Below are 16,997 nucleotides of genomic sequence, written 5' to 3' on the forward strand. Positions count from 1 at the left end.
GCGATGACGAGGCCGCAAACGGATGCCCATGGTACAGCCGTCGGAGCGTTTTTGGCGCAGTTACGACGGGTCCTGAACCAACAAAGTGCGCCATGGAGTTCAAGACCGCTGGCGATAGGCCGATAAAGACAAGTACGTCCGTTCCACTTGTCTCTAGAAAGCCGCCATCGTGCAAGGAATCTCTACATGCCCGCATTCCGCACCATTCAAGCCCGCTATACGCTGTTCCTGGTTCTGTTCATCCTGGTGCTGTCCATCCTGACGGTGGTCGGTATCAGCTATCTGGTCGCGCCAAAGCTGCGCCAGACCGAGGAACAAGTGGCGCTGAACCGCATCGAAGAGGTCGCGGAACAGATCCAGGGCGAGCTGAACAAGGTGCAGGCGCAGCAGCGGAGCATCACCCAGACCATCCCGCTGCTCGACAGCGATGCCATCGACAAGGTATTGCCGGGCCTGGTGGATCAATACGGTGAACTGAAGGTGTTCGGCGGCGGGATCTGGCCACTGCCCAACCAGCGCGCCGAGGGTCGCAGCAAGTTCAGCACGTTCTGGCACCGCGACGCATCCGGCAAACTGGCGGTCAATACCTTCTGGAACAGCGACGCTGCGCCGAACTATTTCGAACAGCCGTGGCACAAGGGCGGCATGGCCACCCCTCCCGGCAAATGTGCCTGGGCCGCCGCCTACAAGGACGACGCCAGCGCCGAGCCACGGACCAACTGCGCCATGGCGATCCAGAAGAACGGCGCGCCTTACGGCGTTTCCACCATTGACGTGACCCTGGGCTTTTTCAACGATCTGATCGCGCGCAAGGAAGCGGAACTGAGCGCCGAGATGCTGATCGTCGAAGCCGACGGCAAGATCATCAGCAACAGCTCGCGTATCAGCGGGCCGATCGTGCTGAAGAACATCAGCGAGCTGGCGGCTACCTCGCCGTTCGCCGCTCAGGTCAAGGCAGGCCTGGCCAACCGTGACCAGCCGTTGCAACGGCTCGAGTTCGACAACAAGGGTGAGGCCAGCACGTTTTTCATGCGCCCCATCGAAGGCTCCCCATGGTTCCTCGCCACTGCCCTGCCGACCCGCCTGATCACCGCCCAGCGTGACGACGTGTTGAGCACGCTGAGCCTGCTGCAGATTCCGCTGGTGATCCTGTTGGTGCTGATGCAGTTGTACGCCATCCGCCAACTGACCCACCGCATGAAGGTCCTCAAAGGCAATATTGACGCGCTGTCCACTGGCGATGCCGACCTGACCCGACGCATCACCATCCGTGCCGAAGACGAACTGGGCGCCATTGGCCATTCGGTCAACCGGTTCATCGCCTATCTGCAAGACATGATCGGCGAAGTCACCCAGGCCACCGGCGCCATGGCCTCGGGCCTGGACAGCCTGCAGCGGAGTTCGGCCCATACTAGCGAAATCCTGATGCGCCACGCCTCGGAAACCGACCAGACCGTGACAGCCATCACCGAGATGAGCTCCACCGCTGAAAGCGTGGCGCAAAACGCCGCCGAGACGGCAGCATTCACCCAGCGCGCCAATGAGCATGCCGATCGTTCGCGGGTCGTGGTCGGTGAAGCGTCCAACAGCGTCGTGGCGCTGATCGATGAAGTCGCCAGCGCCACGCGCAAAGTCGAAGACATGCAGCAAGACGCGCAACGCATCACCGAGATTCTCGGCGTGATCGGCGCCATCGCCGGGCAGACCAATCTGTTGGCCCTCAATGCCGCCATCGAAGCGGCCCGGGCCGGCGAGCAGGGCCGTGGCTTCGCGGTAGTCGCCGACGAAGTCCGCGCCCTCGCCGCCCGCACCCAGGCCAGCACCTCGGAAATCAATGAAATGCTGACCCGCCTGACCCAGGGCGTAACCTCGTCGGTCGCGGCCATGGAAAACACCCAGGCCAGTTGCCAATCGGCGGCCGACGCCACGTCCCGGGTCAACTCGGGCCTGGATGAAATGGCCGGCTCCGTCAGTCAGATCAACAGCCTGAGCACCCAGATCGCCACCGCCGCCGAACAGCAGAGCGCAGTGACCGAGGAAATCAACCGCAGCATGGTGCAGATCCGCCATATGGTCGAGGAACTGGTGGAAAGCGGCCTGGCCAGCCAGAACAACACCCGCCAGCTGCTGGAAGCCAACAGCCGGGTGAATGCGATCATGGGGCGGTTCAAGGTTCGCTAAGAGGTATTCACCAATAACTGTGGGAGCGAGCTTGCTCGCTCCCACAAAAGGCACCGGCATCCCCCCGGCCACCCGCTTTCGCGAAGCTGACAATTCTGTAATCCGCGCCTCAGCCTCGTGTCAGCCGCTCGCCGCTAGTCTGTTATCCTCCTTCCAAACTGTTCGCTACGAGACCATTTCCATGGCCCATCCCCTGCACCTGCTCGCCTTGAGTACCTTGCTCATTTCCGCCCTGGCCCAGGCCGCCGAACCGGCGACCATCGATGTGCACCGCGATGCCAATTGCGGTTGCTGCAAGAAGTGGATATCCCACTTGCAGGAGAACGGTTTCAAGGTCAACGACCATGTCGAGGCCGACATGAGCGCGGTCAAGCAACGCCTTGGCGTCGCGCCCAACTTGCGTTCCTGCCACACCGCCGAAATCAACGGTAAATTCGTCGAGGGCCACGTTCCGGCCGAACAGGTGCTGGCATTGAGCAAACGCGACGACCTGCTTGGCGTGGCCGCGCCCGGCATGCCGATGGGCTCGCCGGGCATGGAAATGGATGGCATGAGCGATGCCTACCAAGTGATCGGGCTGAAAAAAGACGGGACGCAAACCGTTGTGGCGGACTATCCGGCCCATTGATGGGCGAAGCGTATATCGGGCTGTTCTTTGCAGCGTTTGGCGCGGCGACCCTGCTGCCGTTGCAATCCGAGGCCCTGCTGGTGGGCCTGTTACTCAGCGAACGTTACGCCATCTGGCTGCTGCTGGCGGTGGCAACCCTGGGCAACGTCCTCGGTTCGCTGGTGAACTGGTGGCTGGGCACACGCCTGGAACAGTTCAAGGATCGCCGCTGGTTTCCGGTCAGCCCGTCCCTTCTGGACAAGGCCCGTCGGCACTACCAGCGCTATGGCTACTGGTCGCTGCTGCTCAGTTGGCTGCCCATCATCGGCGATCCGCTGACTTTGGTCGCCGGCGTGATGGGTGAACCCTGGCGGCGCTTCCTGTTGATCGTGACGCTCGCCAAAGGCCTGCGTTATGGCGTGCTCACCTGGGCGACCCTCGGCTGGATGGGTTGAACGTTCCTGCGCTTGGGTTGCCTGTGGTTAATGTCGCCATAATCGAGCCGTTCCAGGATCGGCCGGTTGCCTCAAGGAGATTGCTCATGTCGCGTTTGACCGCCCGCTGGCTGCCCAGCCTCTTCCTCACCGCTGCCTTGCCAATGCTCGCCCAGGCCGCGAACCCACCTGAAGGCCCGGCCTATGGCCCGCAGCTTGAGGGTTTCGAGTATCCCTATACGCTCAAGCATTTTGCCTTGCAGTCCCAAGGCAAATCGCTGCAGATGGGCTATATAGACGTGCCCGCCCAAGGCAAGGCCAACGGCCGGACGGTGGTGCTGATGCATGGCAAGAATTTCTGCGCCGCCACCTGGGGCGATTCGATCAAGGCGCTCAGTGACGCCGGTTACCGGGTCATCGCCCCGGACCAGATCGGTTTTTGCACGTCGAGCAAGCCGGACCATTACCAGTACAGTTTCCAGCAGTTGGCGATCAACACCCAGGCCCTGCTCAAGGCGCTCGGCGTACAGAAGGCCATCGTGCTGGGCCACTCCACTGGTGGCATGCTTGCCACCCGCTATGCCTTGCAGTTCCCCGACCAGGTCGAACGCCTGGCGATGGTCAACCCCATCGGTCTGGAGGACTGGAAAGCCCTTGGCGTGCCTTACCGCACCGTGGACCAATGGTACGAGCGCGAGCTGAAACTTAGCGCCGAGGGCATTCGCAACTACGAGCGCAACACCTATTACGGCGGACGCTGGAAACCGGAGTTCGAGCGTTGGGTCGACATGCTCGCCGGCTTGAACAAGGGCCCGGGGCATACACAAGTGGCGTGGAATTCGGCGCTGATCTACGACATGATCTTCACCCAGCCGGTCTATTACGAGTTCAAGGACCTGAAGGTCCCCACGCTGCTGTTGATCGGGACCTCCGACACCACCGCCATCGGCAGTGACATTGCCCCGCCGGCCGTGAAAGCCCGGCTGGGCCGTTACGAGGTGCTAGGCAAACAGGTTGCCGGACTGATCCCGCAGTCGACCCTGGTGGAATTCCCCAACCTGGGGCACGCGCCGCAAATGGAAGAGCCGGCGCGGTTCCACCAGGCGCTGCTCGGCTGGCTGGACAAACCCATTCCCTGATAGAGGTGTTCCATGGCGGTGCAAATAGCAGTCATCGACGATTGGCAAGACGTCGCCAGGGACGTGGTGGACTGGTCGGTGCTCGATAGCATTGGTGAAGTGACCTTCCTGCACGATTACCCCGCCGACCGCGACACCCTCGCCGAGCGCCTGCAACGCTTCGACGTCATCTGCGTGATGCGCGAGCGCACCCGCTTCGACGACGAACTGCTGCGCCGCCTGCCCAACCTGAACCTGCTGCTGACCGGCGGCATGCGCAACGCCGCCCTCGACCTCAAGGCTGCCGCGACACTGGGCATCCAGGTCTGCGGCACCGAGAGCTACAAGCACGCTGCGCCGGAACTGACCTGGGCGCTGGTCATGGCCCTGAGCCGCAATCTTGTACCGGAAGCCAACGCCCTGCGCGCCGGGCTGTGGCAACAGGGCCTGGGCGGTGATTTGCACGGCAAGACCCTGGCGATCCTGGGCCTGGGCAGCATCGGCACGCGCGTGGCGCAGTTCGGCCAGGTGTTCGGCATGCGTGTGATCGCCTGGAGCGAGAACCTGACCGCCGAGCGAGCCGCCGCAGCCGGCGTGCAATACGTGAGCAAACAAGCGCTGTTCGAGCAGGCCGATATCCTCTCGATCCACCTGGTGCTCAGCGAGCGCAGCCGGGGCCTGGTGGACGCCCAGGCCCTGGGCTGGATGAAACCCGAGGCGCTGCTGGTCAATACCGCGCGCGGGCCGATTGTCGACGAGGCGGCCCTCATCGACGCACTCCGGCACAAACGCCTGGCAGGCGCCGCGCTGGACGTATTCGCCGAGGAACCGTTGCCGCCCGAGCACCCGTTCCGAACCCTCGACAACGTGTTGGCCACACCTCACGTGGGTTATGTGAGCCGGCAGAATTATCAGCAGTTCTACGGCCAGATGATCGAGGACCTGCAGGCCTGGGAGGCTGGCAAGCCGATCCGGGTGCTGACCGCGGCTTCGTGAAATTTTCCTGGTAGCCCCATGTGGGAGCGAGCTTGCTCGCGAAAGCGGTGTGTCAGTCGCGGATTCTGAGTCTGATCCACCGCTTTCGCGAGCAGGCTCGCTCCCACATTTGAGGCCGTCACCGCCATACTGAAGCCATCAAAACGCCTCCATCCAGACCGCCCCCTTATGGTGCGAAGCGCTGTTGAACCGCGCACGCGATTGAACCATCGCACCCTTCCTACACCCTGAATGTTTCAAACAACCTGCACTTCGTCGGTTCGTATTCCCCTGCTTCGTGTAAGACATTGCCGACAATCGACGTGATTGTCGGACAATTCGACGAACCGAACCGCAGCGCTCTAGCTTCTGACCTAGACTGCCTTTCCGTGGGGAAAACCGACCGGTCATCCGAAGGAAAAAAAGTCGAAACTTTTCACAACGGCGACAGGTCAGGTTAGAGGAAGGGCAACAACTGCTGGAGCATTCCTTGCAACGGCCCCCTCACCTGATTCGCTTCGCCGCATTGGGCAGCGCTTTGCTCTCCTTGCGTAGCGCTCGTGCGCCTGGCCGCAGGATTCGGCCAATGAAACAACAGCTCTGGCGCTTGCCGGAAACAGATCGAGAAATAGGAGTTATTTATGATCAGTGCTGCCTTGGAACCACAGCAAGTCCGCTCTCAATTACCGCCGGCGGCTGAATCGCCGACGGCACCGGTGCTGGCCACCGGAGGCAAGGCACTGCTCCCTGTCGTTCGACAGAACCCCAACCGCAAGAAGATCCTGTTCGTGACCTCGGAAATCGCCGACCTGGTCAAGACCGGTGGCCTGGGCGACGTTTCTTCCGCCCTGCCGCGGGCCATGGCCGGCCTGCATGATGTCCGGGTGCTGATCCCCGGGTATCCGCAAGTCATGAACAGCGGCAATCCGATCCATATCATCGGTGAACTGGGCGGCCACGCAGCGCTGCCGCCTTGCAAGATCGGCCGCATGGACATGGCCGACGGTCTGGTGATCTACGTCCTGATCTGTCCCGAACTGTATGCCCGCGAAGGCTCGCCCTACGGCGCCAACAATGGCCGCGACTGGCCGGACAACCACATCCGCTTCGCCCGCCTGGGCCTGGCCGCAGCCGACATCGCCGCCAACCTGGCGCAGATCCACTGGTGCCCCGACCTGGTCCATGCCCACGACTGGCCGGCCGGCCTGGCCCCCGCCTATATGCACTGGCGCGGCCAACGTACCCCGACCCTGTTCACCATCCACAACCTGGCGTACCAGGGCGTGGTCAGCCTGGCTTCCTGCCCGGAGCTGGGCATCCCGGAGCACGCGCTGCAACAGGAAGGCATGGAGTTCTACGGCAAGCTGTCGTTCCTCAAGGCCGGCATGGCCTATTCCAGCCACATCACCACGGTCAGCGCTACCTACGCCCAGGAAATAACTACCCCGGCGTTCGGCTGCGGGCTTGACGGGTTCCTCGCCGCCAAAACCCAACAAGGCCTGCTCAGCGGGATCCCCAACGGCATTGACGAGAGCTGGGATTCGGCGACCGACTCACATCTCCAGCGCCAGTTCTCAATTGGCGATTGGGAAGGCAAGGCTGCCAACGCCGCCCACGTCCGTGACCTGTTCGGCCTCGACCATACCAGTGGCCCGCTGTTCGCCGTGGTATCGCGCCTGGTGTATCAGAAAGGCCTGGACCTGACCGAGGCCGTCGCCGAATTCATCGTCGAGTCCGGCGGGCAGATCGCGATCATTGGCCGCGGCGAACCGGAAGAAGAACAGGCCATGCGTGAACTGGCGCTGCGCTTCCCCGGCAAGATCGGCGTGCGCATCGGCTTCAACGAAACCGATGCCCGGCGGATGTTCGCTGGCAGCGATTTCCTGCTGATGCCATCGCGCTACGAGCCGTGCGGCTTGAGCCAGATGTACGCCCAGCGCTTCGGCTCGCTGCCGGTGGCGCGCAATACCGGCGGCCTGGCGGACACCATCGAGGACGGCATCACCGGGTTCCTGTTCGACGAATCCACCGTGGAAAGCTACCAGCAGGCCCTGAGCCGGGCTTTCAAGGTATTCGAGTTTCCCGAGCTGCTCAATGCCATGCGTTGCCGGGCGATGTCAGCCCCCTTCAATTGGTCCAAGGCCGTAGAGCCCTATGCCGAACTTTATGAACAACTGGTAGCTAAATCGCTGGGAAAATCGGCCAGACAATGAGGTAACCGATGCCGTCAAGGACGCCTGAAACCTGGACCCATGGCGCGGTCTTGCTCGATTCCGAGCACACCCGCTTCGCGCTATGGGCCCCGGATGCCTTTTACGTCAGTGTCGAACTCGACACTGGAGAATCCATACCGATGCTGCCCCAGGCCAACGGCTGGTTCATGATCCAGGCCCGTTGCCCCGCTGGCACTCGTTACCGCTTCAACATCGACGGCGAGCTGGAGGTGCCCGATCCAGCCTCCCGCGCCCAGGACGGTGATATCGATCGCCACAGCGTGGTGGTCGACCCCCACGCCTACCAATGGCGACACACCAACTGGTCCGGTCGCCCCTGGTACGACGCCGTCATCTACGAACTGCACGTTGGCGCCCTCGGTGGTTTCGAAGGCGTCGAACAACAATTGGCACGCCTGGCCGGGCTTGGCGTGACCGCCATCGAACTGATGCCCCTGGCGCAGTTTCCCGGCGATCGCAACTGGGGCTACGACGGTGTATTGCCCTACGCTCCCCAGGCCTCCTATGGCACGCCGGACCAGCTCAAGCATCTGATCGACAGCGCCCACGGCCATGGCTTGGCGGTCATTATCGACGTGGTCTACAACCACTTCGGCCCCGATGGCAACTACCTGCACCGCTACGCCAAGGGCTTCTTTCGCGAAGACAAGCACACACCCTGGGGCGCGGCGATCGACTTCCGGCGCCGCGAGGTCCGCGACTTCTTCATCGAAAACGCGCTGATGTGGTTGCTCGAATACCGTTTCGACGGCCTGCGCCTGGACGCCGTGCATGCGATCGAAGACCCGGACTTCCTCCAGGAGCTCGCCACCACGGTGCGCCAACAGGTCGACCCGACGCGCTACGTCTGGTTGACCGTCGAGAACGAACACAACCAGGCCAGCCTGCTGGAGCACGGCTACGACGCCCAGTGGAACGATGACGGGCACAATGCCTTGCACGTGCTGCTGACCGGCGAGACCGATGCCTATTACGCCGACTATGCCGAGCAGACCACGGAAAAGCTCGCGCGCTGCCTGAGCCAGGGGTTTGTTTTCCAGGGCCATACCAACCGCCACGGTGAATCCCGCGGCGAGGCCAGCGGTCACCTGCCGCCCAGCGCTTTCGTCTTGTTCCTGCAAAACCACGACCAGATCGGCAACCGGGCCTTGGGCGAGCGCCTGCACCAGTTGGCCCCGCCTCAGGCGCTGCAAGCCGCGACCGCCTTATTGCTGCTGTCACCGATGATCCCGCTGTTGTTCATGGGCGATGAAGTGGTAGCCGAACAACCGTTCCTGTTCTTCACCAGCCACCATGGCGAACTGGCGGAGTTGGTGCGCGAAGGTCGACGCAACGAGTTCAAGGCCTTTGCAGCCTTTGCCGACCCCGAGAAACGCGAGCGGATTCCCGACCCGAACGCGGCCGGCACGTTCGACGCTTCACGGCCCAACCTGGAAGCCCATCAACCGGAACAACTGGCCAGCGAAACCCTGTATCGCCAGTTATTGAAGATCCGCCGTGAGGAAATCGTCCCGCGCCTGCCCGCCGCCCATGCCCTGGGCGCGGATGTGCTGGGCCATGGCGCCGTCAGCGCGCGCTGGCAGATGGGCGACGGCAGCGTGTTGCGCATCGACCTGAACCTCAGCGACAAGCCGGTCGAACACAGCGCACCGCAAGATGCGCAGATTCTTTTCGAACATCCACCGCAGGCCATGGGTCTGTTGCAACAAGGGGTGCTCACGCCCCACAGCGCGCTGGTCAGTCTGACGCAAGCGACAACCTTGCCCAATATTACTGGAGAGCGCCTATGAGCGATGCGCAACTGGAAATCCTCGCTGGCCGAGCGGGCCTGGCGGTGGACTGGATCGATGCCAATGGCCGTGCCCAGAAAGTTACACCCGCGGTGTTGCGCTCGGTCCTCACCGGCCTGGGGCATCCCGCCGGCACTGCCCAGGAAATCGACGCCAGCCTGTTGCAGTTGCAGGAAGACCAACAGAACCACCGCCTGCCGCCGCTGCTTACCGCAGACGCAGGCGTGAATGTCGACCTGAGCCGCTATTTCGAACCCGCGACCCCGTGCGAGATCCGGCTTGAAGATGGCGCGACGCTGAATCTGAAACTTGACGCCGACGCGACGCTCCCGGGGATCGTCCCGGTGGGCTATCAGCAGGTCAGCATCCAGGGCCAGCATTTCACCCTGGCGGTGGCGCCCGCCCGTTGCTACAGCGTGGCGGATGCGGTGGACGACCCTATCCCCAGGGTCTGGGGCCTGAGCGCGCAGCTCTATTCCCTGCGCCGCCCTGGCGATGGTGGCTTCGGCGACACCCAGGCCCTGGAAGAACTGGCCCGGGTGGCCGGCGAACGTGGTGCCGACGCCCTGGCCATCAGCCCGATGCATGCGATGTTCAGCAGCGATACCGGGCGCTACAGCCCTTATTCGCCCTCCAGCCGGCTTTTTCTCAACAGCCTGTACGCCGCGCCCGGCACCATCCTTGGCGAGCGTGCGTTGCGCACGGCCATCGACGCCACCGGCTTGACCAACCAGTTGCGCAGCCTCGAAGAGCAGCCGCTGATCGACTGGCCGGTGGCTGCCGAAGCCAAGCAGCGGGTTCTTCGCGCGCTGTACGACGGCTTCAGCCAGGGCGAACATCCGCTGCATGAGGATTTCAGCAGTTTCCGCCACAGCAGCGGCGAGGCCCTGGAAAACCATTGCCGCTTCGAAGCCCTCCAGGCCGATCGCGCCGCTCGGGGCGAAAGCCTCGACTGGCGCCAGTGGCCGCAAGAATGGCGCGATCCGCGCAGCGCCGCGCTGGCCCGTTTCGCCGAAGAGAACGCAGATGAAATCGGCTTCTACGCCTTCTGCCAATGGTTGATTGCCCGCTGCCTGGAGCGCGCCCAGAGCGCGGCGAAGTCCAGTGGCATGGGCATCGGCCTGATTGCCGATCTCGCCGTGGGCGCTGACGGCGCCGGCAGTCAGGCCTGGAGCCGCCAGGATGAGTTGCTCGCCTCGCTCACCGTCGGCGCACCGCCGGACATTCTCAACCGCTCCGGCCAGGGCTGGGGTATCTCGGCGTTCTCGCCAGAAGGGCTGGTACGCAACGGTTTCCGCGCGTTCATAGAAATGTTGCGGGCCAATTTCGCCCACGCCGGCGGCTTGCGCATCGACCACATCATGGGTCTGCAACGATTGTGGGTGATCCCCAACGACGCCCCGCCCACCGATGGCGCCTACCTCTATTACCCGATTGATGATCTGCTGCGGCTGCTGGCCCTGGAATCCCATCGCCACCGGGCCATCGTGCTCGGCGAGGACCTCGGCACCGTGCCCGAAGGCCTGCGGGAAAAACTTGCGGCCCGCGCCATTCTCGGCATGCGCGTGCTGTTGTTCGAACAGGACAATACCCACTTCAAGCCGATCCTCGATTGGCCGGATGACGCCCTGGCCACCACCAGCACCCATGACCTGCCGACCCTGAACGGTTGGTGGCACGGTCACGACATCGACTGGAACGCCCGGCTGGACCTGATCGACTCCCACACCGAGATGGACTGGCGCCGGCACCGCCAACGCGAGCGTGACGGGTTACGCAATGCATTGAACCAGGACCCGCAGAATTTTCGCGAAGAACACCGCGAAACCGACCAGGTGCTGGACGCCAGCGTGCGCTTCCTCGGTCATACCCGCGCGCCGCTGGTGCTGCTGCCCCTGGAAGATGCCCTGGGTATCGACGAACAGGCCAACCTGCCCGGCACCACCGACACTCACCCCAACTGGCGGCGGCGCCTGGCTTTGGAAAGCCGCGCGCTGCTGGATGACCCGGACGCCGCACGGCGTCTGGAAATACTCGCCTGCGCGAGACTTCAGGCGAACGAGCGTGACCGATGAACCAGACACTGATCCAACCGCTGCAGGCCACCTTGCGCCTGCAATTTCATAAAGGCTTCACCCTCGACGATGCCGTAGCGCAAGTGCCCTACTTCGCAGCGCTGGGCATCAGCCACATCTATGCCTCTCCCCTGCTTAAGGCTCGTGCCGGGTCCATGCACGGCTACGACGTGGTCGACCCGACCCAGGTCAACCCGGAGCTTGGCGGAGAGGCTGCGCTAAAGCGCCTGGTCGCTACTTTGCGCGAGCACCGGATGGGCCTGATTCTCGACATCGTGTCCAACCACATGGCCGTTGGCGGCAACGACAACCCCTGGTGGCTGGACCTGCTGGAGTGGGGACGCTTGAGCCCCTATGGCGAATTCTTCGATATCCAGTGGCATTCCCCCGACCCGCTGATGGAAGGCCAGCTGCTGTTGCCATTCCTGGGCAGCGACTATGGCGTGGCGCTGCAGGAAGGCACCTTGAAACTGCGCTTCGATGCCGCGCAAGGCAGCTTCCATGTCGAGCATTACGAGCACCGCTTCCCCATCTGCCCGATGCAATACGGTGAGCTGCTCAAGCCGGCCGACGCTCTGGAGCCCGAGCAGGTCGACGCGCTCAAGGCGCTGGCCGAGCGTTTCACCACGCTGAACTACCAGACCGACGCCCACTCCCTCGCCCGCCCGCTCCAGCAAGAGCTGCGCGACCTTGCCAAACAAACGAACATCCTCAGCGCCATCGAAGACAACCTGCGCGGCTACGATTCCACCGAGCCCGCGGGTTTCGAGCGCCTGCACCAACTGCTCGAGCGCCAGAGCTACCGGCTCGCCAGCTGGCGCACGGCGGCGGACGATATCAACTGGCGACGCTTCTTTGATGTCAACGAACTGGGCGGCCTGCGGGTCGAGCGTCCGGCGGTGTTCGAGGCGACCCACGCCAAGATCTTCGAGCTGATCGCCGCGGGGCTGGTGGACGGCCTGCGGATCGACCACATCGATGGCCTGGCCGATCCTCGCGGTTACTGCCGCAAGCTGCGCCGTCGTGTCGACTCGCTCTCGCCCTCGCGGCACCTGCCGATTTTCGTCGAGAAAATCCTCGGCGACGGCGAAACCCTGCGCCGCGACTGGACCATCGATGGCAGCACCGGTTACGAGTTCATGAACCAGATTTCGCTGCTGCAGCACGACCCGGCCGGCGCCGAGCCCCTCGCCGAGTTCTGGAGCCGGCACAGCGAGCGCCCGGCGCACTTCATCGAAGAGGCCCGCCTGGCCCGCCAGCAGATTCTCAACGGCTCTCTTGCCGGAGATTTCGAAAGCGTCGCACAGGCCCTGTTGCAAGTCGCCCGGGACGACGTGATGACCCGCGATCTGACCTTGGGCGCGATTCGTCGGGCGTTGCAGGAGTTGATCGTGCATTTCCCGGTGTATCGCACGTACATCAACCCGCTGGGACGCTCCGCCGAGGACGAGGTGTTTTTCCAGAAAGCCCTGGAAGGCGCCCGGCAAACCCTGAGCGAAGCCGATTGGCCGGTGCTCGACTGCCTGGCCGACTGGCTCGGTGGCATGCCATGGCGCAAGCGGCCTCGCGGCAGTGAGCGCAAACGCCTGCGCCACGCCTGCGTGCGCTTCCAGCAACTGACCTCGCCGGCAGCGGCCAAGGCTGTCGAGGACACTGCACTGTATCGCTCGGCGGTACTGCTTTCGCGCAATGACGTGGGCTACAACACCGAGCGCTTCAGTGCCCCGGCCGAGGAATTCCATGAAGCGTGCCGGGAACGGCTCGAACACTTTCCCGACAACCTCGTCACCACCGCGACCCACGACCACAAGCGCGGCGAAGACACCCGAGCCCGGCTGGCAGTGATCAGCGAACGCCCGGACTGGTACACCGCGTGCGTGGAGCAATGGCGCATCCTCTCGCCGTCGCTGCACAGCGACCCAGCAGCCCCATCGGCCGGTGATGAACTGATCCTTTACCAGGCCCTGCTCGGCAGCTGGCCGCTGGACCTCGACCTGCAGGACCCCAAAGCCTTGGCCGAATACAGCGAACGCCTCTGGCAATGGCAACGCAAGGCCCTGCGCGAAGCCAAGCTGCAAAGCAGCTGGGCGGCGGTCAACGATGCCTATGAGCAAGCCACCCAGATGTTCCTTGAGCGGTTGCTGCTGTGCGACGAGGGCCTGCCGTTGCGCAGCGCCATCGCCGAGGCGGTCCAGGCCATCGCTCCGGCGGGCGCCCTCAACAGTCTGGCGCAAACCTTGCTGCGCATGACCGTACCCGGCGTCCCGGACCTCTACCAGGGCAACGAATTCTGGGATTTCAGTCTGGTGGATCCGGATAACCGTCGCCCGGTGGATTTCAATGCTCGCCGTGAGGCGGTACAGGGCGACAGCTCACCGGCGACGCTGGTACGCGACTGGCGCGACGGTCGGGTCAAGCAGGCACTGATAGCGCGGACGCTGGCCTTGCGCGCCGAATACCCGCAGCTGTTTCGCCAAGGCAGCTATCAACCGCTGCCGGTGCTTGGCGAACACGCCGGGCGGGTGCTGGCGTTCATGCGCGAATACCAGCAGCAGCGGGCTATTGTAGTGGTCCCGGTGCACGCCGCCCGCCTGCTGGAAAACGGTGCCTTGCCCCACGTGGCTGCATCGGACTGGGGCGATACCCGGGTGTCGTTACCGTTCGCCGCCGAGGATGGAAAACTGAAGGGACTTTTTGCAAGCGCAGCAGTCACACCCCAAAGGGAGCTGATGGTCAGCGCCGCGCTGGGGGATTTCCCGGTCAATATCTTTATTGAATCTTGAGTTAGTCAGGAGCACTGCGATGAGTACCGACGATAAACGCATTCGTGAATTTGCCTATCAGATCTGGGAGTCGGAGGGTAAGCCCGCCGGGCAGGAAAAACGTCACTGGGAAATGGCGCGCAAACTGGCTGAAGCCGAGGCACTGGCGCCTAGCAAGCCGCCAAAAGCAGCGAGCAAGACCGCCGCCAGCAAGACTGACGGCACCAAGCCGGCACCCGCCAAGAGCGCTGCGACCAAGACCGCTGCGAAGAACACCACGCCCAAGGCCAAGCCTGCGGCCAAACCCTCCGCGGCGACTGCCGCAGTGGTCCCGCCCGCCGACAAGGCGGCCGCGAAGAAGCCACGAGCGGTGCGCAAACCACCGGCGGTCTGATCCAGCGAACTCATCGTTCTCAAGCCCGTGCTCCTTCCAATGAAGGGGCCTGCTTGTGGCGTGGCGCTTTATCGTCTCGCCATAAGCGCAAGGCACGCAGTCCTGCGTGCGTCGCATCACCGAATCTGTCTTTTGCAGGAGCAACTATGACCCGTCCAAAAAAAACCACGCCGCCGCCGGTTATCGAGGCTTCGCGGATTCGTGAAGGGCTGCCGTTTCCGCTTGGCGCGACCTGGGATGGCCTGGGGGTCAATTTCGCGTTGTTCTCAGCCAACGCCACCAAGGTTGAACTGTGTATTTTTGATGACACCGGCGAAGTCGAACTCGAACGCATCGAGTTGCCGGAGTACACCGACGAGATTTACCACGGCTATCTGCCCGATGCCCATCCGGGGCTGATCTACGGCTACCGTGTCTATGGCCCTTACGATCCGGAGAATGGCCACCGCTTCAACCCCAACAAGCTGCTCATCGATCCCTACGCGAAACAGCTGGTGGGAGAACTGAAATGGTCCGAGGCCTTGTTCGGCTACACCATCGGTCACCCCGACGGCGACCTCAGTTTCGATGAACGCGACAGCGCCCCTTTCGTGCCCAAGTGCAAGGTCATCGACCCGGCCCACACCTGGGGCAACGACCATCGCGTCAGCGTGCCGTGGGACAAGACCATCCTCTACGAGACCCATGTACGCGGCATCACCATGCGCCATCCCGCGGTGCCTGAGAACCTGCGTGGCACCTTCGGCGGCCTGATGGTCGACGATGTGCTCGAACATATCCGCAAGCTGGGGGTTTCTTCGGTCGAACTGATGCCCGTCCATGCGTTCGTCAATGACCAGCACCTGCTGCACAAAGGGATGACCAATTACTGGGGCTACAACAGCATCGCCTTTTTCGCCCCGGACCCGCGTTACCTGGCCAGCGGCAAGATCGCCGAGTTCAAGGAAATGGTCGCGCACATGCACGAGGCCAATCTTGAAGTGATTCTCGACGTGGTCTACAACCACACTGCCGAGGGCAACGAACAGGGCCCGACCCTGTCCATGCGCGGGATCGACAATGCCTCGTACTACCGGCTCATGCCCGACGACAAGCGCTATTACATCAACGACTCGGGCACCGGCAACACCCTCGACCTGAGCCACCCGTGTGTGCTGCAGATGGTCACCGACTCCCTGCGCTACTGGGCCACCGAAATGCACGTCGATGGCTTCCGCTTCGACCTGGCGACTATTCTGGGTCGCTACCATGACGGTTTCGATGAGCGCCACAGCTTCCTCGTCGCCTGTCGCCAGGATCCGGTGCTGCGCCAGGTGAAACTTATCGCCGAACCTTGGGATTGCGGGCCTGGAGGTTACCAGGTCGGAGGGTTCCCGCCGGGCTGGGTCGAATGGAACGACAAGTTCCGCGATACCGTGCGCGCCTTCTGGAAAGGCGACGACGGCCAACTCGCCGACTTCGCCAGCCGTATGACCGCTTCGGGCGAAATGTTCAACCAGCGCGGTCGCCGCCCTTATGCCTCGGTGAACTTCGTCACTGCCCACGACGGTTTTACCTTGCACGACCTGGTGTCGTACAACGACAAGCACAACGAAGCCAACGACGAAAACAACCAGGACGGCAGCAACAACAACCTGTCCTGGAACCATGGCGTCGAAGGTCCGACGGATGACCCCGAGATCAACGCGCTGCGCCACCGGCAGATGCGTAACTTCTTCGCAACGCTGTTGCTCGCCCAAGGCACGCCGATGATCGTCGCGGGCGACGAGTTCGCCCGCACCCAGCATGGCAACAACAATGCCTACTGCCAGGACAGCGAGATCGGCTGGGTCAACTGGGACCTGAGCGAGGATGGCGCGGCGCTGCTCAAGTTCGTCAAGCGTCTGATCAAGCTGCGCCTGACTTACCCGATCCTGCGGCGCGGACGCTTCCTGGTGGGCAATTACAACGAGGACATCGGCGTCAAGGATGTCACCTGGTTGGCCCCGGATGGCAACGAGATGACCGTTGAACACTGGCAGGACGGCCAGAACCGCTGCCTGGGGATGCTGATGGACGGGCGAGCCCAGGAAACCGGTATCCGCCGCAAAGGGGGCGACGCTACCTTGTTGCTGGTCGTCAACGCACACCATGACATCGTCAACTTCCGCTTGCCGGAAGTGCCGGAAGGCAGTTTCTGGACATGCATGGTGGACACCAATCAGCCGACGGTGCGCGGCCAGGAGCGCTTCGATTTTGATGCCGAATACTCCGTGACCGGCCGCTCGTTGCTGTTGTTCGAGCTGCAACGCGACGAAGAGGAATAAGACGGCAAATCGACAAAACCGCAGGGACGCGGTTTTTCTGGTCGCTCACGCGACGCAGTTCGAACAAAAAAAAGCGGTTCAGATACGCAATCTGACGCGACGAAACCGCCAGCATAGTCAA

Annotated in this window: 10 protein-coding genes and 2 pseudogenes; all 12 read left to right on the forward strand. The window is 63.0% G+C overall.

The window, feature by feature from the left end:
* Nucleotides 1-186: 186 nt before the first annotated feature.
* Nucleotides 187-1,323 (forward strand): annotated as a pseudogene (locus tag M1E16_RS16015) (cache domain-containing protein); the annotation flags it as partial.
* Nucleotides 1,324-1,653: 330 nt separating this feature from the next.
* Nucleotides 1,654-2,181: pseudogene (locus tag M1E16_RS16020) on the forward strand (methyl-accepting chemotaxis protein); the annotation flags it as partial.
* Nucleotides 2,182-2,362: 181 nt separating this feature from the next.
* Nucleotides 2,363-2,809: a DUF411 domain-containing protein gene (locus M1E16_RS16025; RefSeq protein WP_305500630.1), complete on the forward strand. Its 447-nt coding sequence runs from the start codon at nucleotides 2,363-2,365 to the stop codon at nucleotides 2,807-2,809.
* Entirely contained in the window at nucleotides 2,809-3,243 is a 435-nt protein-coding gene (locus tag M1E16_RS16030; RefSeq protein WP_434657368.1) for a YqaA family protein, read from the forward strand. Before M1E16_RS16025 ends, M1E16_RS16030 begins: the two co-directional genes overlap by 1 nt.
* Before the next feature lie 86 nt (nucleotides 3,244-3,329).
* Nucleotides 3,330-4,361: an alpha/beta fold hydrolase gene (locus M1E16_RS16035; protein ID WP_458127848.1), complete on the forward strand. Its 1,032-nt coding sequence runs from the start codon at nucleotides 3,330-3,332 to the stop codon at nucleotides 4,359-4,361.
* A gap of 12 nt (nucleotides 4,362-4,373) precedes the next feature.
* A complete protein-coding gene (locus tag M1E16_RS16040; RefSeq protein WP_458127849.1) occupies nucleotides 4,374-5,336 on the forward strand; it encodes a D-2-hydroxyacid dehydrogenase family protein in 963 nt (320 codons plus the stop codon).
* Nucleotides 5,337-5,956: 620 nt separating this feature from the next.
* On the forward strand, nucleotides 5,957-7,528 hold the full coding sequence (gene glgA / locus M1E16_RS16045) for a glycogen synthase GlgA (protein ID WP_458127850.1): 1,572 nt from the start codon (nucleotides 5,957-5,959) through the stop codon (nucleotides 7,526-7,528).
* An 8-nt stretch (nucleotides 7,529-7,536) separates the two neighbouring features.
* Complete coding sequence (treZ, locus tag M1E16_RS16050) at nucleotides 7,537-9,339, forward strand: malto-oligosyltrehalose trehalohydrolase (protein WP_458127851.1); 1,803 nt, start codon at nucleotides 7,537-7,539, stop codon at nucleotides 9,337-9,339.
* On the forward strand, nucleotides 9,336-11,414 hold the full coding sequence (gene malQ / locus M1E16_RS16055) for a 4-alpha-glucanotransferase (protein ID WP_458127852.1): 2,079 nt from the start codon (nucleotides 9,336-9,338) through the stop codon (nucleotides 11,412-11,414). Before treZ ends, malQ begins: the two co-directional genes overlap by 4 nt.
* Nucleotides 11,411-14,197: a malto-oligosyltrehalose synthase gene (locus M1E16_RS16060; protein ID WP_458127853.1), complete on the forward strand. Its 2,787-nt coding sequence runs from the start codon at nucleotides 11,411-11,413 to the stop codon at nucleotides 14,195-14,197. The genes malQ and M1E16_RS16060 overlap by 4 nt, the downstream gene beginning before the upstream one ends.
* 19 nt (nucleotides 14,198-14,216) lie before the next feature.
* Entirely contained in the window at nucleotides 14,217-14,570 is a 354-nt protein-coding gene (locus M1E16_RS16065; protein ID WP_305500620.1) for a DUF2934 domain-containing protein, read from the forward strand.
* Nucleotides 14,571-14,716: 146 nt separating this feature from the next.
* The gene (gene glgX / locus M1E16_RS16070) at nucleotides 14,717-16,876 is read left to right on the forward strand and encodes a glycogen debranching protein GlgX (RefSeq protein ID WP_434600989.1); all 2,160 of its coding nucleotides are present in this window, start codon (nucleotides 14,717-14,719) and stop codon (nucleotides 16,874-16,876) included.
* Nucleotides 16,877-16,997 lie beyond the last annotated feature (121 nt).

Source organism: Pseudomonas sp. Z2-11, from assembly GCF_054161305.1.

Bases quoted from the DNA above. Each gene is read 5' to 3' on its own strand.
- M1E16_RS16025 (WP_305500630.1), top strand. From the start codon at position 2,363: ATGGCCCATCCCCTGCACCTGCTCGCCTTGAGTACCTTGCTCATTTCC.
- M1E16_RS16030 (WP_434657368.1), top strand. From the start codon at position 2,809: ATGGGCGAAGCGTATATCGGGCTGTTCTTTGCAGCGTTTGGCGCGGCG.
- M1E16_RS16035 (WP_458127848.1), top strand. From the start codon at position 3,330: ATGTCGCGTTTGACCGCCCGCTGGCTGCCCAGCCTCTTCCTCACCGCT.
- M1E16_RS16040 (WP_458127849.1), top strand. From the start codon at position 4,374: ATGGCGGTGCAAATAGCAGTCATCGACGATTGGCAAGACGTCGCCAGG.
- glgA (WP_458127850.1), top strand. From the start codon at position 5,957: ATGATCAGTGCTGCCTTGGAACCACAGCAAGTCCGCTCTCAATTACCG.
- treZ (WP_458127851.1), top strand. From the start codon at position 7,537: ATGCCGTCAAGGACGCCTGAAACCTGGACCCATGGCGCGGTCTTGCTC.
- malQ (WP_458127852.1), top strand. From the start codon at position 9,336: ATGAGCGATGCGCAACTGGAAATCCTCGCTGGCCGAGCGGGCCTGGCG.
- M1E16_RS16060 (WP_458127853.1), top strand. From the start codon at position 11,411: ATGAACCAGACACTGATCCAACCGCTGCAGGCCACCTTGCGCCTGCAA.
- M1E16_RS16065 (WP_305500620.1), top strand. From the start codon at position 14,217: ATGAGTACCGACGATAAACGCATTCGTGAATTTGCCTATCAGATCTGG.
- glgX (WP_434600989.1), top strand. From the start codon at position 14,717: ATGACCCGTCCAAAAAAAACCACGCCGCCGCCGGTTATCGAGGCTTCG.